At 46.8% G+C, this 17625-nt stretch carries 12 protein-coding genes; 6 read left to right on the top strand and 6 right to left on the bottom strand.

Annotation, left to right across the window (positions count from 1 at the left end; all coding sequences use genetic code 11):
- Positions 1-177: 177 nt before the first annotated feature.
- Entirely contained in the window at positions 178-744 is a 567-nt protein-coding gene (locus GRF59_RS26195) for a hypothetical protein (protein WP_160500679.1), read from the bottom strand.
- 813 nt (positions 745-1557) lie between these two features.
- On the opposite strand from GRF59_RS26195, the gene GRF59_RS26200 reads away from it, so the two are divergent.
- The 4 genes from GRF59_RS26200 (at position 1558) to rlmD (ending at position 5850) form a co-directional block, all read left to right on the top strand.
- The gene (locus GRF59_RS26200; RefSeq protein ID WP_160500680.1) at positions 1558-1848 is read left to right on the top strand and encodes a YerC/YecD family TrpR-related protein; all 291 of its coding nucleotides are present in this window, start codon (positions 1558-1560) and stop codon (positions 1846-1848) included.
- Between the two features lies 1 nt (position 1849).
- Positions 1850-2617 (top strand): sirohydrochlorin chelatase, encoded by a 768-nt coding sequence (locus GRF59_RS26205; RefSeq protein WP_160500868.1) that lies wholly within the window; start codon positions 1850-1852, stop codon positions 2615-2617.
- 237 nt (positions 2618-2854) lie between these two features.
- Positions 2855-3736: a diacylglycerol kinase gene (locus GRF59_RS26210; RefSeq protein ID WP_160500681.1), complete on the top strand. Its 882-nt coding sequence runs from the start codon at positions 2855-2857 to the stop codon at positions 3734-3736.
- A 584-nt stretch (positions 3737-4320) separates the two neighbouring features.
- Positions 4321-5850, top strand: a complete 1530-nt coding sequence (gene rlmD, locus GRF59_RS26215; protein WP_160500682.1) for a 23S rRNA (uracil(1939)-C(5))-methyltransferase RlmD — start codon at positions 4321-4323, stop codon at positions 5848-5850.
- A gap of 143 nt (positions 5851-5993) precedes the next feature.
- Here rlmD and GRF59_RS26220 read toward each other — a convergent pair whose 3' ends face one another.
- The 5 genes from GRF59_RS26220 to GRF59_RS26240 all read right to left on the bottom strand — a co-directional run bounded on the left by GRF59_RS26220 (position 5994) and on the right by GRF59_RS26240 (position 13167).
- Positions 5994-7208 carry a Gfo/Idh/MocA family protein gene (locus GRF59_RS26220; protein WP_160500683.1) on the bottom strand — a complete coding sequence of 405 codons (1215 nt, stop codon included), beginning with the start codon at positions 7206-7208 and terminating at the stop codon, positions 5994-5996.
- A gap of 15 nt (positions 7209-7223) precedes the next feature.
- Positions 7224-9560 (bottom strand): hypothetical protein, encoded by a 2337-nt coding sequence (locus GRF59_RS26225; RefSeq protein WP_160500684.1) that lies wholly within the window; start codon positions 9558-9560, stop codon positions 7224-7226.
- Positions 9535-11103 carry an ABC transporter substrate-binding protein gene (locus GRF59_RS26230; protein ID WP_160500685.1) on the bottom strand — a complete coding sequence of 523 codons (1569 nt, stop codon included), beginning with the start codon at positions 11101-11103 and terminating at the stop codon, positions 9535-9537. Before GRF59_RS26230 ends, GRF59_RS26225 begins: the two co-directional genes overlap by 26 nt.
- Positions 11104-11154: 51 nt before the next feature.
- Positions 11155-12042: a carbohydrate ABC transporter permease gene (locus tag GRF59_RS26235; protein WP_160500686.1), complete on the bottom strand. Its 888-nt coding sequence runs from the start codon at positions 12040-12042 to the stop codon at positions 11155-11157.
- 159 nt (positions 12043-12201) lie between these two features.
- Entirely contained in the window at positions 12202-13167 is a 966-nt protein-coding gene (locus GRF59_RS26240; protein WP_160500687.1) for an ABC transporter permease, read from the bottom strand.
- Between the two features lie 227 nt (positions 13168-13394).
- Between GRF59_RS26240 and GRF59_RS26245 the strand changes: the two genes are divergently transcribed.
- Both GRF59_RS26245 and GRF59_RS26250 read left to right on the top strand, forming a co-directional pair.
- Positions 13395-15764, top strand: a complete 2370-nt coding sequence (locus GRF59_RS26245; RefSeq protein WP_160500688.1) for an AraC family transcriptional regulator — start codon at positions 13395-13397, stop codon at positions 15762-15764.
- A gap of 251 nt (positions 15765-16015) precedes the next feature.
- Complete coding sequence (locus tag GRF59_RS26250; protein WP_160500689.1) at positions 16016-17605, top strand: S-layer homology domain-containing protein; 1590 nt, start codon at positions 16016-16018, stop codon at positions 17603-17605.
- The last annotated feature ends 20 nt before the right edge of the window (positions 17606-17625 follow it).

Genomic DNA, 17625 nt, shown 5'->3' on the forward strand with positions numbered 1-17625 from the left:
GTGACAGCATAGAAATAGGGGGCATGATGGCCCCCTGCATGGAAAAGCGGATACGTATCTATTGCTGATCGTTCAGGGCCGCAGCATAAACAGACAACATGGGGATAGAGCCATCCCCCTGACCCCGTTATCCAAGTGCGGCCTTCAAGAGCAGAAACGGTTCATATGTGTCTTGGGTTAGCGCCGCTTTTTGCCGGTCGATTTTTTCTTTTTAACGGAACGGGAAGCGGTGTTTTTGCGTTTGCGGTTGGAGGATTTCTTGCGGTTAGACCTTCTTCTTCTCCGGCGCGGACGGTAATTATCGTCGTCATCGGCACTATTGGTCTTGCCTTTGCCGAAGAACAGCTTGAACATCGGAGCGACCTGCTGCACGCCGGTCATGACCTTCTGCACCTTCCCGATATTATTGACGAGTCCGTCAATGCCGCCGAGCCGGTCGATAATGCCCTTCAGCTCGCCGATGTTGGCGAGGGAGAAGCCGGTTTTGGCTGCTGCGGCTGCAGGCGCGGTTGCTGCGGTTACTAGCTCGGCTGCTCCGGTTGCCACTTCTGCCCCCGCCAGAGCTTCAGCTCCTGTGAAAGCTTCGGCGCCCTGGAACGGAACAAGACCCGTGCCGGGGCCGGCGAAGTCGCTATAAGGGATACCCGGATAGGGTGAATAGGATGGGTAAGGGGAGAAAGGGCCGCCGCCGTTCAGCGAGCGCTGATCGTTCTGGGGCTTGCGGTGATAGTAATGCTCAGGCATGGATATCACTTTCCTTTTTGGAATGTTTTATTATACTGTATGTGGTAGGCGAACATAAGGTATAGACGAATGCCCGGAGGACAGGGATAGGAGCGGAATCGGGCGGATACCCAGAAGGTGCAGGAGCGGTAGGAGTGCTTCGGCGCTGGCCAGAAGAAAAGGCATTCCATACAGGATATGGACCCAGGGGCGACGGGGTTCTTTTGAAGGGGAAAGATAGCGTGTCCAGCGTGCGTCAATAAGCGGGTTCCGAGTGTACTTACATTTCCTGCTTGTCCCCTTCCCCCATGAGTTCAGCTGTGCAGGCTCCGTTCGGAGGTTTTTAACTCAAGCCGGCCATAGAAATGATATGCTTTTATCAGAGTTTATTTGGCATCCTTACAAACGTTCTTGCTGAATATTTTAGTTTATTGTCCATGGGGTCGCAGGGAAATGCGGTGTATTGTAAAATTACGGTTCCAAATCTATACATTGCTGTCGCACTGAGGTATAATTAAAGCGTTTTCACGAGGAGAAGATGATTCCTGGATTTGACGGCATTCGATTGCGGGCGCTATCAGACCAGAGGAACAAGAGAGCAAACCGCTTCGGCTCTGGGTTGTCACGTGCTAAGAGCTGCTATTGGCATGCTTCTAAAATGCCTAATTTTAGCTAAAATGCGAGAATAAGGGCACTCCTCAGAGGCGATGACAGGGGCTCTTATGGCATTGTTATCTTGTGACTCTGTAGTGCGTGAATTCGTTAATGCTTGAAAAGTCCATACTCGCTCGGGTACAATGAAATTACATAGTAATAGTAGGGGATGATGATTCAGTGCAACTGAAGAAACTTAATGATAAAAGTATAGACCAATTATTCGAAGCGATTTTAACGCTCAAAAGCATTGAAGAATGCTACGTCTTTTTCGACGATCTGTGTACCGTCAATGAAATTCAGTCCCTGTCCCAGCGTCTGGAGGTTGCGCGTATGCTTGGCAAAGGCAATACGTACAATCAGATTGAAGCCGAGACGGGAGCGAGCACGGCGACCATTTCCCGTGTGAAGCGTTGTTTGAATTATGGTAACGATGGGTATAAAATGACTTTAGACCGTCTTGGACGATAAGATGCGCAAACGGGGCGTGCTAGTCATCAGTCACGGCTCAAGGGAACAAGCTTGGGTCGATCTGGTCGATAACGCCATTCAACAGCTGCCGCTGCGGGGAAACCTCCCTGTGGCGGCTTCGTTCTTGGAAATTGTGGAAGGACGGCTGATTCAGGATGGCCTCGACCTGCTGGAGAGCCAGGGCGTCACGGACATTCTGGTTATTCCGCTGTTCGTCTCCTCGGGGAGTACGCATGTGAATGAAATCGCATATGCGCTAGGCGTCATTGATGCTCCTTCATTCGAGAGCGACTTGGCGCCATTTCGCGTCCATGCGAATATCACATACGGCTCCCCCATCGAGCATGGCTCCTATGTGGCCGAGATGATCTGGGACAAGGCGAAGACGGTATCGCGGACTCCGGAGAAGGAAGCGCTGATCCTAATTGGGCATGGCAGCAGCTATGACAGCTTCCGCGAGCGCTGGGAGCAGGGACTCGCGAAGCTCGCCGAGCAGGTGCGTGAGCTTGGCGGACTGGCTGAGGCAGACTATGCGCTGCTGCGGCCGGACACGGTGCGTGCGAAGGTTGAATATTGGCAGAACGAACGCGGAATGCAGGTGATTGCGGCTCCGCTTTTTTTGAGTGAGGGATATTTTATCCGCGAAGTGATTCCGAAGCGTCTCGAAGGATTAACTTACCGGTATTCCGGAAAGTCACTGCTGCCGCATCCGCTCTTGACCGTATGGATCGATGAACAAATACAAGACTGGTTAAGCAGGAAGTTATGAGCTATATTTTGAAGTAACGGGTTCTCATGATTCAGGGCAACCGGATTAGGTGTAAATGCCCTTGATGGCTCTTTGCTGACTTGCTTGCAGAATATAGCGTTTTGAAATGACATAGAATGAGAGTGAGATGCAAACAAGCTTAGAGTCATTCTATGGGCTAAGAATGGGTTAATGACAGACCCAAAGGTTCAATGGATGTCACATGTGCAAATCCTATAAATAGGTGGCGTTTGGTAAATGAAAAGAGCAAGATTGATTTATAATCCCAGCTCAGGCCGAGAGGAAATGAGACGGCGTCTGCCGGACATTCTCCAGAGGCTCGACCAAGGCGGCATCGAGGCCTCCTGTCATGCGACAACAGGCGAAGGCGATGCAACCGCGTCCGCCGCGGATGCGGTGGAACGCGGATACGATATGATCATCGCCGCCGGCGGCGATGGTACCCTATATGAAGTCGTGAACGGGATGGCCGGCAAGGAGAACGTGCCTCCGCTCGGCGTGTTCCCGCTGGGGACCACCAATGATTTTGCCCGCGGACTCGGCATTCCGAGAAGCTGGGAGGATTACTGCGACCTGGTGATCCGGCAGCAAACCCGTCCGATCGATGTAGGGAAGGCGAATGACCGGTATTTCATCAACATTGCGGGCGGGGGAACCTTAACCGAGCTCACCTATGATGTGCCAAGCCGCCTCAAGACCATGATCGGCCAATTGGCCTATTACATCAAAGGCGTGGAGAAAATGGTCAGCCTGTCACCGCAGGAGCTGATCATCAACGCAGAGGGACAAGAGACGATCCATGACGAGTTCATGCTCTTCCTGATCACGAACACGAACTCGGTCGGCGGCTTCGAAAAATTAGCTCCAGGCGCACGGATCGACGACGGCCTCCTCGATGTGATAGCCCTTAAGAAATGCAACCTGGCAGAATTCGTGCGGGTCGTCACCCTCGCGCTTCGCGGCGAGCATCTGAACGACAAGAAGGTCGTGTACTTCCGCACGCCTGCGATGGAAGTCACTTCCCCAGGCAAGGTGCTGCTGAACCTCGACGGCGAGCTGGGCGGAACGCTGCCTGGCCAGTTTTCGGTGCTGCATCAGCATTTGAGGATTTTTGCGTAGGTGACAGAAAGGCTGGGGGAGTCGGTTAGACCAGCCACCTAATAGATTAGCCGTATGACTTTTTTTCGGTACTGTACACCGAGGGGGATCTATGGTCAGTCAGTAGGATATATATGTTCGGCTTTGGATTCGTGCTGATGTGGTTTTGAGAGAATTAGCACCTTTGGACAGTGCTTATAAAGATGTAAAACAACGCGTAAGATAGTAAGACAGAAGTTGCGGTTGAACGACGGCCTATGCGGCCGTTCACCGGTACATACCAGCAGTACACGGCAGGTTAAGATGTCCAGGCGCTGTTCATCGGAATCAAGGGTGGAAGCGGGACATCTTATCTTTTTTTTGCGTTGGGGCGATGTCTGGTATAATAGGATGGATGCAGGGATGGCCCTAGCGTGAAAAGGGTTGGATGGTATTTTGAGAGGTTGTTTTAAGGTATGGATGACGTGTTTCGATAAGAAACTACGTTAGCGGCTTAGAGCGACGTATTTCTTCGAAAGACGACGTTATTTTTGGACACGGATATGAGAACTTATAAACTTTAAATAAATCAGAAATTTTATGAGGAAAGAAGTGACATGAGCAGCATGAACAAGCGACAAAGCCGCCGGAACGCCGGCCGCCGCAGCACGCCTGCGCCGATCACCGGATTGCCGGTGGCGAAGAACGACGAGGCTGTGATCGAAATTATCGGGATGAATCATGATGGGGAAGGTGTCGGGCGTGCCGAGGGCTACACCCTGTTCGTGGCGGGCGCCCTTCCTGGCGAAAAGGTGCGCGTGAAGGTGCTGAAGACCAAGAAGCAGTACGGCTACGCCAAGCTGCTGGAGCTGGTCGAAGCTAGCCCCGACCGCATCGCGGCGCCCTGCCCGATCTACGATCAGTGCGGCGGCTGCCAGCTGCAGCATATGGACTATGCCGCGCAGCTCGCCTGGAAGCGTCAGCTTGTCGTGGACAACCTAACGCGGATCGGGAAGCTGCAGGTGGCAGGCGAGCCGGTAGTGCGCGGACCGCAAGCAGCCGATGAGGCGGAAGGTGCAAGCGCTGGTTCGCAAGCATCCACAGTCGGAGCGGGCAGCGCCGAGCATGGTATTCAGGTCCATGCCACAGCGGGCATGGCCGAGCCATGGCGCTACCGCAACAAGGCGCAGGTACCGATGGGTGTAACCGAAGGCGGCCTCGTAGGCGGCTTCTACGCCCGCGGCAGCCACCGCATCATCGACATGGAAGCCTGCCTGATCCAGCACGAAAGCAACGACGAAGTCGTGGCCCGCGTGAAGGCCATCGGCAGGAGGCTCGGCATTTCCGCCTACGACGAGGAGAGCGGCAAAGGCCTGTTGCGCCATGTCGTCGTAAAGGTTGCCTTCCGTACCGGCGAGATGATGATCGTGCTTGTCACCAATGGGGATAAGATTCCGCATGCGGATGAGTGGGTTCAAGAGATTCAGGCGCAGCTGCCGTCTGTGGTCAGCATTTGCCAGAACGTGAACACCAAGCAGACCAACGTAATCTTCGGCGATACGACGCGTGTCCTGTGGGGAAGCGAGGTCATTTACGATTATATCGGCGATGTGAAATTCGCTATTTCGGCGCGTTCCTTCTATCAAGTGAACCCGGCGCAGACCGAGGTACTGTATGGGAAGACGGTTGAATATGCACAATTGACCGGGAAAGAGAACGTTATCGATGCCTACTGCGGTATTGGTACGATCTCGCTGTTCCTGGCGCAGCATGCAGGCAAGGTGTACGGCGTCGAAATCGTACCGGAAGCGATCGAAGATGCCCGGCGTAACGCGGAACTGAACGGGATGAATAATGTTACGTTTGAAGTTGGGGCATCTGAGGATGTGATTCCTGCCTGGAAAGAGCAGGGCATAGAAGCCGATGTCATCGTTGTCGATCCGCCGCGTAAGGGCTGCGATCCGAAGCTACTGGAGACGATTTTAGAGATGAAGCCAGAGAGGGTTGTATATGTGAGCTGTAATCCTTCTACGCTGGCACGGGATTTGCGGGTGCTGGAGGATGGCGGGTACCGGACGGTGGAAGTGACGCCAGTGGATATGTTCCCGCATACGGTGCATGTGGAATCGGTGGCTTGGTTGGTAAGGGTTGGTTGAGAAAAATAAATAAAGTCTTCTCAATAACCAAAAAATTCCTTATGAGCTGAGTGAAAAGCAGGAATCCCTCCTGTTTTTTCACTCAGCTTTTTTTGTCATCAGGATTATAAGGAACTCATCATATCTATCCATTATCGTGTCATTTATAAAGTAACAGGATAAAATTGATCACTTTCGGAAGACTCTTTGGCTTGCAGACATACAAGAGCACTGCGGATGCCATCTTTCAGCGGCGCTACAGATTCGGTAGTTCTGCCTTGCATCAGATGCACAAAATTGCGCATGAGTACAATATCACCGCCACCATGACGCGAACCTTGATCATCAAGACGCACGACGGTTACTTTATCACTCATATGGTCAAATATTTTGATTTCATTCGTGACGAAATCGAATTCCACGGTGCCTTTGTAGCCGTACAGCCTTGCACCACGTCGTCCAGCACCTTTGCGCGCAAAGAGGTTCTGCGAATACATGACGTGCATACCGCTCGCGTATTTCACAATCATGCTGCCGGAGTCTTCATTTCCGGTATCTACCGCAAAACCGCAATAATCGCTGCGCGGAGTGTCATTGCGCAAATGGATGATATTGTACGTGCTGTCCATGCAGGTTTCCCATTTGTCGCATTCGCTGCAGCGCAGGCCGGCGGGCATATCGCCTTTGTAAATCTGTTTGGACTTCATGGCGCAAACTTTTACAGGTTCTTCACTGAGCAGATAGTTGAGAACATCGATATCGTGTGTGGCCTTTTGCAGGAAAAGTCCGTGTGAAACGGATTCATCCCGGTACCAGTCGTGGAAATATACAAAGCCATAGGTTACATCGTTAAATGCCTGTACATGCTCTACCTTGCCAATCGTGCCGGCATCCAGAATGCGTTTTACTTCCAGGACCAGCGGCGTGACACGCAGCGGAAAAGAAACAACTGTAGGAGCTGTTGCTTTCGCTTCGCACTCGGCAAGCGTTCTCAAATCCTCCATCGAAGTAGCCACCGGTTTTTCCAAAAACAGCGGCAGGTTGCGATTCAGCACCTTTTGAGCGAAATAAGTATGCGTGTTGCAGTTCGTGCCAACGATCACGCCGTCCAGCTTCTCTTTGTCCAGCATTTCGTCTGCATCCGTATAAAAATGAATAGAATCTGGATTCATCTCGCAGCTGCGCATCAGTCCGTCGATTTTATCGATTTCCATGTTGTGCATCGTTTCTTTGGAAACATCTTTTTTCATCAGAGCTTGCACACGCTCGGGGTTGGTATCCGCTACGGCCTTGATCGAGACTTCATAAGGCAGCGCGAACAAATCATCCATCAGCATGTCGATCCGTACGCCATATCCGATAATACCAATATTTAACATATGTAAATCCTCCTGCTATTTTCTGAGTTCAATTTGTACACGTTCTCCAGCTGAAAGGAGGACCGTTTTCATACTTTCAAAGTAATTGTGGGTCACATGCTTTGTGTTGGTACGTTCGTCCGCAAGCAGCGTGACCGTTGTGTTGTATGCTGTAGGATTATACATTTCCAGCAAGACAGAGTCTGCATTCCACTGGGTAACCAAGCATTCCACATGGTCAAATACCTGCAATGTGCGGCTTTCGAAATCCACATAGACGCCGGGAACTTCCACAAAGGTAAGCAGCATGGAAACTTCCGGCCAGTTGGAACCATAGAGGAATTCCCCAACGGTTTCCTTGCCTTCCCAGTCGCTTGTTTGCACGCGCTCGTTCATATAGCCGGCAGGCAAATATTTCTTCTCGAGGGTAAGTTCCGGATTTTCTGCCAGAGATACATACTGCGGTAAACTGTGTGCAATAGCATGTAGATCCCTTAGATATTTTGCATCGCCTGTAAAGCGATACAGTTTGAGAAGACTGTTGCCTGAAAGCGTGCAAATGCCCGGCGCAGAGTGCTTGTTCTGTGCGTTGGCAAATACCGTACCGCTGCTGTGAACGCCACGCTTCGCTGCTGTACTGTGCGCAGGAAACACAAAGTCATAGCTCATGACCCACGTCATGGCAATCTCGCAGGTTTCTTCTGCATAAGAAAGCCAAATGCTCCTTTGGGTCGTTTCATACAGCTGCACATAGCTTTCCAGCATAGCGAACGCCGCCTCGCTGTCCGGCGCTTGACAGATCTCCCCTGGACAGCCGTTCAGCATGCCTTTTTTTACATAGTTGTTGTAATAGTACTCACCGAGCCGCTCTGCAACATCGAGATATTCCGTACACTGAAAATATTCGCTTGCGAGTGCCAGTGCACCTACAGCCATACAGGCTCCGGCTGAATTACCTATCACAATTTCTTCTGTAGCCATATCAATAAACTGTCCGAGCTGCCCGTATTGTTGGAACAATCGTACAAATGCATCACAAAGGGCTTTTACAGGCTGCTCAAATAAGGTCGTGGAATGGTCGTGATCCGAAAGCCAAAATAGTTGTTTCAGCACAAAATAAAGCAAATCGGCATTTTTTCGGACGAGCAAAATGGTGTCAGGGTTACTGTCGCCGCCGTCACCAACAAATTTTCCGTTTCCATACATGCCAAACACCCATCCGCTGGGATGCTGCAAGCGTGAAAAAACAAAGCGGAGTGTAGAAAGTGCGCGCTGCCGTGCCTCGGATGTATCTTCCAGCAAAAACGGATAACTGTTGATACCCCCGCCAATCCAGCCCGCCTGCCAACACTGCTGGGGTATGTTCCAGTCGGTTCCTACAGAGTAATATCCTTCTTCCGTAAAGTTTTCTCTACGGTACTTTTCTTTGATGCTTGTATACGCCTTATAAAACGGTACATTATTAAAATTCGCCGGGTTTTCCAACGTTGTTTTTGCGCCGTTTACCAGCTTAAAAAAGTCCGGTAAAGATATTGGATTCCAATGAAAAACACAGGCAGTCAGAGTAAGAGTGTCACCTTGTTTAAAAAAAGCGCCGGTATCGTGCGAAGGAGCAGAGGCATCCGGACGAAAACCTTTCCCGTCCTGTTGATCCCCAAAGAAATATGCGTTAGTTTCGCGTACTCCCGGAACAGAAAGCACAAAAGAAGCTTTGCCATCGTTTTGATTTTCATCAACGGTAAAGCCTGTATAATAATCGCCGCATCGGTGCTCTCCCAAAAGAACAGAACCGGATTGGCCGTTAAAATCATAGAACCCGCATAAAGGGGATGCCATGTCCCCAGCAAGTAAGGAAATTTGTGATTTTTTCTTCTCCATATCCAGATGAGGAATGCTGGTAATGACTTCGGCATCCGAAAAAGTGCAAATTTCCGCAGGTTGATAATAAGGCGGGTACGTTAGAGGTAAGCTTACAAAACGATTGCCGTTATAAACCGCACCGGGCATCAGCACATAGTGGCTTTTATCCCATTGCTCCGCTTCCATAGAAAATGAAAAATTCATCGGATAGGTCGTGTCTTCATTGAAAGTCAAGGTAATATCCAATCGTAGTCCATGCGGAAGTTGCTGCGTTGTGATCCATGCATGACATGGGAACTGCGAAAAAATATACTGGTTGTTCTCCAAATTCACACAAATGTTCTCAACGTCTAACACATCACTGCCAGTGAAAGATTTACATACAAGAGAATAGCGCATGTTGAGTTCCTCTCTTTTGGGCTTATTAATATAGAAATCCGGTGTACGATATAAAGAAATACACCGGATTTCATATAGGAGCGTGAGATTATTTTTTTGCTTTCCAGGCGTCATATTGAGCCTGTTTTTCTTTGATGATGTCGTCCACGCCGGCAGTTTTCAGGCGCTTGAGGAATTCAGGCAATGCTTTAGCAGGATCTATTGAACCGGAACTAAGTGCAGGAATCATCTCGGAGGCAACTGCAGCGCAGTTTGCAACCTGAGTTTTTATAGGAGTCGGGTCGAATACGAAGCCCGTAACGGGTGAAATCTCTGCTGTTTTGTCAGCATCAAAGACCATTGTTTGGGTCTTTTTTTGAATATCACCATCTTTGTTCTTGTCATAAGCAGCACGGTTGAAATCAGGGCTGTAAGATTGACCGATTTGCCATTCGTTAAAGTTGAAATTGTATTTGCCTTCAATCATAGTGAATTTGCCATTTTCGTCGTATTTGTAGTCAACGCCTTCTTCGCCAAGCGTAATCAGTTTGTACAGATCATCGTTAGTATTGAGCAGTTCAACTAATTGCAGAGCTTTATCAATATGTTTGGAATCGGCATTGATAGCAATAGCTGCAGTAGAAGCGGCGCCCGCAGGAATCATCGTGCGAGTCGTGGACACGGTCACTGCTGGAGCATTATCTGCGCCTTTAGTCATAGACATATTGCTGGCATCAGGGTTGCCTGGAAAGTCGATGCTGTCAGGCCAGCTGCCAGTTCTCTCAGCGACAAATTTGGCTGCTTTACGATCAGTAGAAGTATCTTTTACCGTTGCGCCATCCTTGCGCACATAACCTTTGTTGTACCAGTCACGCATAATTTCAGTGTACTTCGCAAAATCTTCCGTCTCAAACTGGTTGATGACTTTGTCCGGATTGTCAAGGTTAATCCAGCCAGGGATGCTCGTATCGCCTACGGCTTCCATGTTCCATAACAGCGGATTGCTGGCATAGAGGCTTTCAACTGAGCTGGTTTCAAACCCGATCATTTCTTTGTGTTTTGCTAGAGCATCGCCAAGGAAAGGTCCGATCTTCTCAAGTACCTCAATGGTAGGCTTGCCTTTCAAGGCTTTCCAGTCAAAACCGGTTTCCTCTGCAAGATCAGAACGGAACTTAAAGCCCTCTCGTTTGGCAGTGCCCCACTGTTGATAGTTCGGGAGTGCATAGATCTTGCCATTTACTTTAACGCCATCCCACAGTCCTACGGGGATACGGGAATACGTTTGCGGTGCATATTTAGGGATGAGGTCCGTCAAGTCGGCATAAGCTCCTTTGGCGGCGTTTTCAAAAAAGTTGATGCCACCCCAGTTTGCAGTGAAGGAGAGATCCCAATCGTCGCCAGAATTGATCATCAGGTTCATTTTCTCGGCATAAGTACTGCTGTCTACAAGAATTAGATTCAGCTTAGCATTCATTTCTTTGCCAATAATTTCATTGGCTTTCTTCATGACGCGGTCAAAATCATTGACAGGGCTGTTCATCATGTAGAAGTTGAGCTGGGTCATTTCTTCCTTGCCGGGAGAATCGCCGGTAGAGCTTGCATCTTTCTCTCCGCAGCCGGCCAGCAGCATGGTAAACAGCATTGTTACGGACAACAGAATCGCAGAATATTTTTTCATTGTCGTTCCCCCTGAAATGTATTTAATTTTCCGGCTGGTTTCCCGGTAAAATTACTCTTTTACAGCGCCAATTGTCAAACCTTTTTCAAAATACTTCTGCAGCAGCGGATACAGCAAAATAATCGGACCGATGGCAAGTACGCAGGTTGCCATGCGCGCGCCTTCACTAGGAAGCATGCCAATAGCTGATTCCATCGACTGCGAAGCTTGCGCGTTCGACTGCAAGTATCCAATATTGTTCATTAAAGATTGGAGCAGATATTGGAGGGGACGCAGTTTTGGCGATTCGATATAGAGTGATGCGGTCATCCAGTCATTCCAGTATGCAATGGCTACAAACAAACCGATGGTCGCAAGCGACGGTTTGGAAAGCGGTAGTGCAATCCGGAAAAAAGTACGGATTTCGCCCGATCCATCGATGCGCGCTGACTCAATTAATGAATCCGGAATCGTGCGGAAGAAGTTTTTCATAATCAGCACGTTAACCGTCGACACCAGATAGACGATAATCAGCACCCAGATGGTATCCTTCAGATGCAGGATGCGCGTCAGCAAAATGTACTGCGGAACAAGGCCGCCGTTGAACAGAACCGGAAGATACACGAAGAAGGTGAGTGCTTTGCGGTGAGTGACTTCGGGACGTGTCAACGAATACGACAGCATGGAAGTAATCAGCAAATGCAAAAGTGTACCCACAGCAGTTACAAAAATCGTAACTCCATATGCATTTAGAATAGAGCTTGCTCCGCTGAATACATACTTGTAAGCTGCTGTGCTGAACTTTTGGGGCCAGAAGTGATATCCGTCTAGCATGAGCGAGTGCTCGCCAGTAAATGATATGGATACAACCAAAAGCAGCGGAGCAATACAGGCCAGGCTGAGTGCAATGAAAATGAGATGAATCGCTAATGTTGAAAAATGTAGCTTTCTTAGAAGCATGGATTTCCCTCCCAAGTACATCAATTGAACTAAAGAATAGGTACCACCTATCTCTTTGATTAACAACATGAATCAAGAAGGCGAATGGTTAAACTTTAGTTCAAATTATATCGAAACGGCATTTAAGTCCTTTTGAAAGATTCATCCGTTTCTGCTCAATTAGAATAGTGCGCTGTCGGGATCTTTCTTTTTTATGATGTAATTCGAGATCAATACTAGGAAGAAACCAACTACAGATTGATATAAACCAACGGCAGACGCCATGCCGTAGTCATTGACCTTCTTCAGCGAGCGGAATACCAGTGTGTCGATCACGTCTGTTGCCGGGTACAGAGCACCCGAATCATTCGGAAGCGTGTAGAATCCGTTCCAGTCGCCTAGACCGCCATTGAACAATTTACCAACCCAGAGCAATGATAGAACAATGATCGTCGGTTTCAAGAGCGGCAATGTGATGTGCTTAATGCGCTGCCAATTTGAAGCACCGTCCAGTTGCGCAGCTTCATAATAATCGGGATTAATCCCGGCAATCGCTGCTACATACAGTACCGAATAGTAACCGACATTCTTCCATAGGTAGGCAATCGGCAAGATGAAGCGCCAGTAAGACGGCTCACTGTACCAGTAAACGGCTTCTCCTCCGTTTCCGGTAATCACGTTGTTGACAATGCCACGGTCAACACTGAGCATGCTGAAGAGAATGTACTGGATCACAATCCATGAGAGAAAGGTTGGCAGCAAAATGGAGCCCTTATAGGTAGCAGAAACCACTTTGTTTTTTACTTCGCTTAATAGAATAGCCAGTGCCAACGCGCAAAGTGTAACCGTAATAGCTTCCAGTAGATTGTAAAAAAGCGTATTGAAAGTAACGGTTCTTGCTGCGTCGGATTTAAAGAAAAACTCAAAGTTTTTGAACAGCGGATCCATCCACGGACTTCCGAAAATCCCGTCGCGTGCACTGTAATCTTTGAAGGCAATGATCACGCCGGCCATCGGGATGTAGAACAAGATCGTAATGAAGATTAATCCCGGTGCCATCATGAAATAGAAAGGAACCTGACGGCGCGCGCTGCGCAATGTTCTGTAGGATTTACTCTTGCGAGACGAATTCGTAATCGCATTCATTTATTTCACCCCTTTTCTTTGCAGCATTTATATGTCTGCCATCATTGTAGTAAGGGGGATTTTCAGGCTCAACAAACAAATATGGTGATCGTTTTGTTTTTTAACACAAGGCATCTCTAAAAACTAACGATTTCTACAAAGTGTTATAAATCGTTGAGGCACAATTTATTTAACACTATAATATAAATTGGCATAATACCTGGAAGTCGTATGAATAGGAGGCCGCAATGAAGCTCTTATATAAGACCAAAAACCGCAGTACAAGCTTTCTACGCAAATCTTTTTTTTCTTTTTTGATTATCACGGTCATCATTACCGTCTTACTTACGACTTTTTTGACGTTTACTTATTTGCGCACGACGAATGCATTAATTAGCCGCTATAACGACAAACTGATTGCGCAGTCGAATTATAGCATTACCTATCTTGACGAGACCGCAAAGAAATTAGGCAATGCTCTGTACAGCGACAAAGATATCATCGACTTTTTAAATATGAAGGAAAGTGATGAGCGCGTAGCGCTTTTAGCAAGCAAGGTCATTGATAAGCACTTTCTGACACTGAAAGATATCGACAGTGTGTATCTGTACAATGCGGGGCTCAATTTGTTTTACTCCTCTCGGAGCGGTGAACGTCGATCAGCATCCGCATTTTCAGATCAGACGATGGCAAAGTTACTAACCGACAAACATTTCGTAGCCGATTATCGTGGTCGCCCCTTTGCGGCATCTGTAGATGAAGCAACGCAATCGGCAAAGGTATGCTCGTATATATTATTTGAACCTGGCGCCACAGCATCTGGTTTGAAAAATGCCGTTGTTGTCAACATTCGAACGAAAGCGCTTACGGATTCCATCCAAGCCATTAATAGTAGTGATCCTGTACCGGAAACGTCTTTTTTAGTGGTTGACGCGAGCGGCTCTATTTTAAGTATGGCACTCTCACCGGAGTTCGGTCATGACATAAGTGAAATGCGAGCATTAAGCCAGAAAGCTCAGGAACTGGACGGCACCAGCAATCAGGTACAGAAAATAGACGGGATCAGTTACCTTGTTTCGAGCAGCAAGAGTAATGCAAACAACTGGTACATCATGGGCGTTACGCCCTTCAAAAAAATTTATAAAGATGTCATTACTGCATCGATCGTATCGGCAGGTATAGTCGTAGCCGTATTCATTTTTTGTGCGGTCATTTGTCTGTTTTTGGCACGCAGGCTGAACAATCCTATTCAAGCAATGACGAAAATTATAAATGGGGAAGCGACCGAAAAAAGCGATTCGCTCGTGTCTGAAACGGAAGAATTTCAAGTGATTCTATCTGTATTTGAATCCATGAAGGAGCAACATGTGCAGCTCGATAAAATCATGCGTGAAACAGGCTATGCTGCCAAGCAAGATTTTCTAAATGCGCTGTTAAGCGAAAGCACAACGTACTCCATGGGAACAGTGCGGGGAAAATTGCATGACTTGCATCTGGATTATATCGTCTCCAATCAGCTGTGTATGTGCCTGTTCAAAATCGACAATTACAGTCAGTTTATGTCCCGAAATAGTCAGAAGGAACGTTGGGCTTTGCGCTATGCGATTGTGAATGTCGCAACGGAGATTGCTGAGAGTTACGGAAATTGCGAAATTTTCAGCTGTGATTCCGATAAATTTGTGATGCTTATGGATTGTGACACCATATCGCAATATAAAGTTCTTCAGGATAAAGTCGAACGTTTGTTACGCGAGATACAAAGCAATACGCTAGAGTATCTCCACATTTCTCTGTCTATGGCGTATAGCACGATGTTCCAGGGGTTAGAACATTTGCCTAGCATGTATAACAATATGAAGGGCTCGATTCTTTTGAAAATGCGATATGGCCATGGCTGCATTATTACACCTTATTTAATGGATGAAATGAATACGGATGAATTCCAAGTCTCAGTTAAAAAAGAGGAGCAGTTAATCGAAAAAGTGCTGGAGGGTGACGGTGAAGAAGCTAGTAGGATCTATCAGTCTATTAGTAAACTGCTGTATCAATATACGTACAATGAGATTTTATTCTGCATTGTACATTTGATTTACAGAATCTATTCTGGCGTGCTCAGTAAGATGCCTGCCATAAAGGACAATCAGGATCTAACTCTGCAGGAGTTTCTGAAGGATATACAAAACGCAGAAGTAGGTACAGATATTGATGTTTTGATGAATGCGTTTTTACAAAAGCTCTGTAATAAGGTAACAATGCTCAAGAGCTCATCCAGCAGTAACGACCTTCTGATGCAGCGCATTACCGATCTTGTAGAACAGGAATATCCCAACGCTGAGCTATGCCTCAGTTCCATTGCCGAAAAATTACGCCTGTCACCGAACTATATCGGCCATTTGTTCAAAACAGCATACGGGCAGTCGATTGCACAATACATTATTGATTTGCGCATGCAAAAGCTGGATGAATATATGCGCAACACCAAACTGTCTTTGTCGACCATTATTGAAAAGGTCGGTCTTGAAAAAAACAATTATTTTTACACGCGATTTAAAAAGCATTTTGGCGTGTCTCTCAGTGAGTACAAGCTGCAGCTTGGACAAGAAATTGATGGTGACTAACAGCTATGTAACCTAAAAAACAGCCCTTTTTCCTTATGGAAACGGGCTGTTTTTTTGTTAGTTAGAAATTAGAGAATGTATTAAAAATATGAGTTACAACACAAAATTTAAAAATTGAAGAAACAGCAAAAAACATCAAATGCTACAGTTTTTGAGATTGCTGATTTGAGATCAGCAGGGCTACAATGCAAGTAATTTAACTACAGCAAAGAAGGTGGAATGATGAAATGTTGAAATACGATTAAAACAAAATGAAAGCGCTTAAAATTATTTTGGATTTAATCAAGACATCGGGAGGATTAGTAATGTACAAACGGATCTCCGTAATACTTGCAGTAATGCTATGCATAGGAATATCTCCTATACATAGTCTAGCAGCTTCTTCTAATTTAATCGCAACGTATATGAATGGTGTTGTTGTTATCGATGGTACGGGATATGAAGCAAATAAGGATTATATGGTCAGAGTCGTTGATAAAGCAAATGAGAACCTTAAAGCGATGGGACAAGTTCAAGCAAATGCTAAAGGTATCATTTCGGGTTCGATTACGACAGGTGCTTTGGAAAAGCTAGAAGAACATATTGTTTATGTGAATAGAATGGATGGTAGTTTGGTTTCTTCAGCTAGTTTGACTGGAAGAGTAGATCCAGTACCTGCAAAACCAGATCCAGCACCAAAACCAACGCCGATTCCAGCTCCGAGCCCAGAGCCTACCATTAAAGATGGTTGCATATCTTATGATGATGTAAAGCCTGACAAGGACGGAAATGTAAGTGTTGAGATTCAAGATACCCACGTAGATTCAGCCATTAAAAGTGCTCCAACTGATGAGCATGGAGCAAAGCAAGTCACTGTAAAAATAGGAACTACAGGTACTGCGAAGCAAAATACGATAACGATCCCTGTAGGGAAATTAGCAGCAAAAACTGAAAAGATTGATGTCACAGTAAGCACTGGCTTTGGGGATATTGTATTAACCAATGACATGATTAAATCCTTAGCCAAAGATATAAATAGTACAGTAAATGTCGTTATTAGCCCACTTGGTATAGGTAACAGAGCAGGCATTCATGTATCGATCTTACAGGAAGACAAGCCTGTGAATGCTGATATTACGATTACTATTGACTATAAGCCTGTAGGAAATGAACTAGCAGATTATGAACATATCGTCGTGTATAAAGTAGATAAGGCTGGTAACTTCATCATCGTTTCAAATGGAAAATATAACAAGGAGACCGGAAAAGTTACTGTAAATGGCGAGGCTAACGAAACATATGCAATAGGTTTCGTAAAGAAAACCTTTGAAGATATCTCAAAACTTAAATGGGCGGAAAAACAAATATCTGTACTAGCTTCAAAAGGCATCATAAGGGGAACCAGTGAAACAAATTTTTCTCCTCAAAAGAACATTACGAGAGCAGACTTCTTGAAGCTGCTAATAAATACACTGGACCTCAAAGCGGATATCCATGGAAACTTTGATGACATCGCAGAAAATGCTCATTACTATAACGAAGTCGCTATAGCGAAGGCACTTGGCATCACATCTGGTTTAGGAAACCATACATTTGCACCTAGTGCGCAAATTAGCAGACAAGACATGATGGTGATGGTTTTGAAAGCGCTTCAAATCGCGGGTAAACCATGTTTAGAAGGAAGCAAAGAGGATCTTCAGAAATTTAGTGACACTGACAAGATCGCAAATTATGCACTAGATAGCGCAGCATCATTAATTAAAGAGGGGATGATTACGGGAGACGGCAGTAAAATCAACCCCAATGGCAAGACAACAAGAGCTGAGGCGGCCGTCCTATTGTATAGGATCTATAATAGGTAATCCCTTAGAACAGCGAAAAC

The sequence above is a fragment of the Paenibacillus dendrobii genome, assembly GCF_009807035.1.
GTDB lineage: Bacteria > Bacillota > Bacilli > Paenibacillales > Paenibacillaceae > Paenibacillus_AQ > Paenibacillus_AQ dendrobii.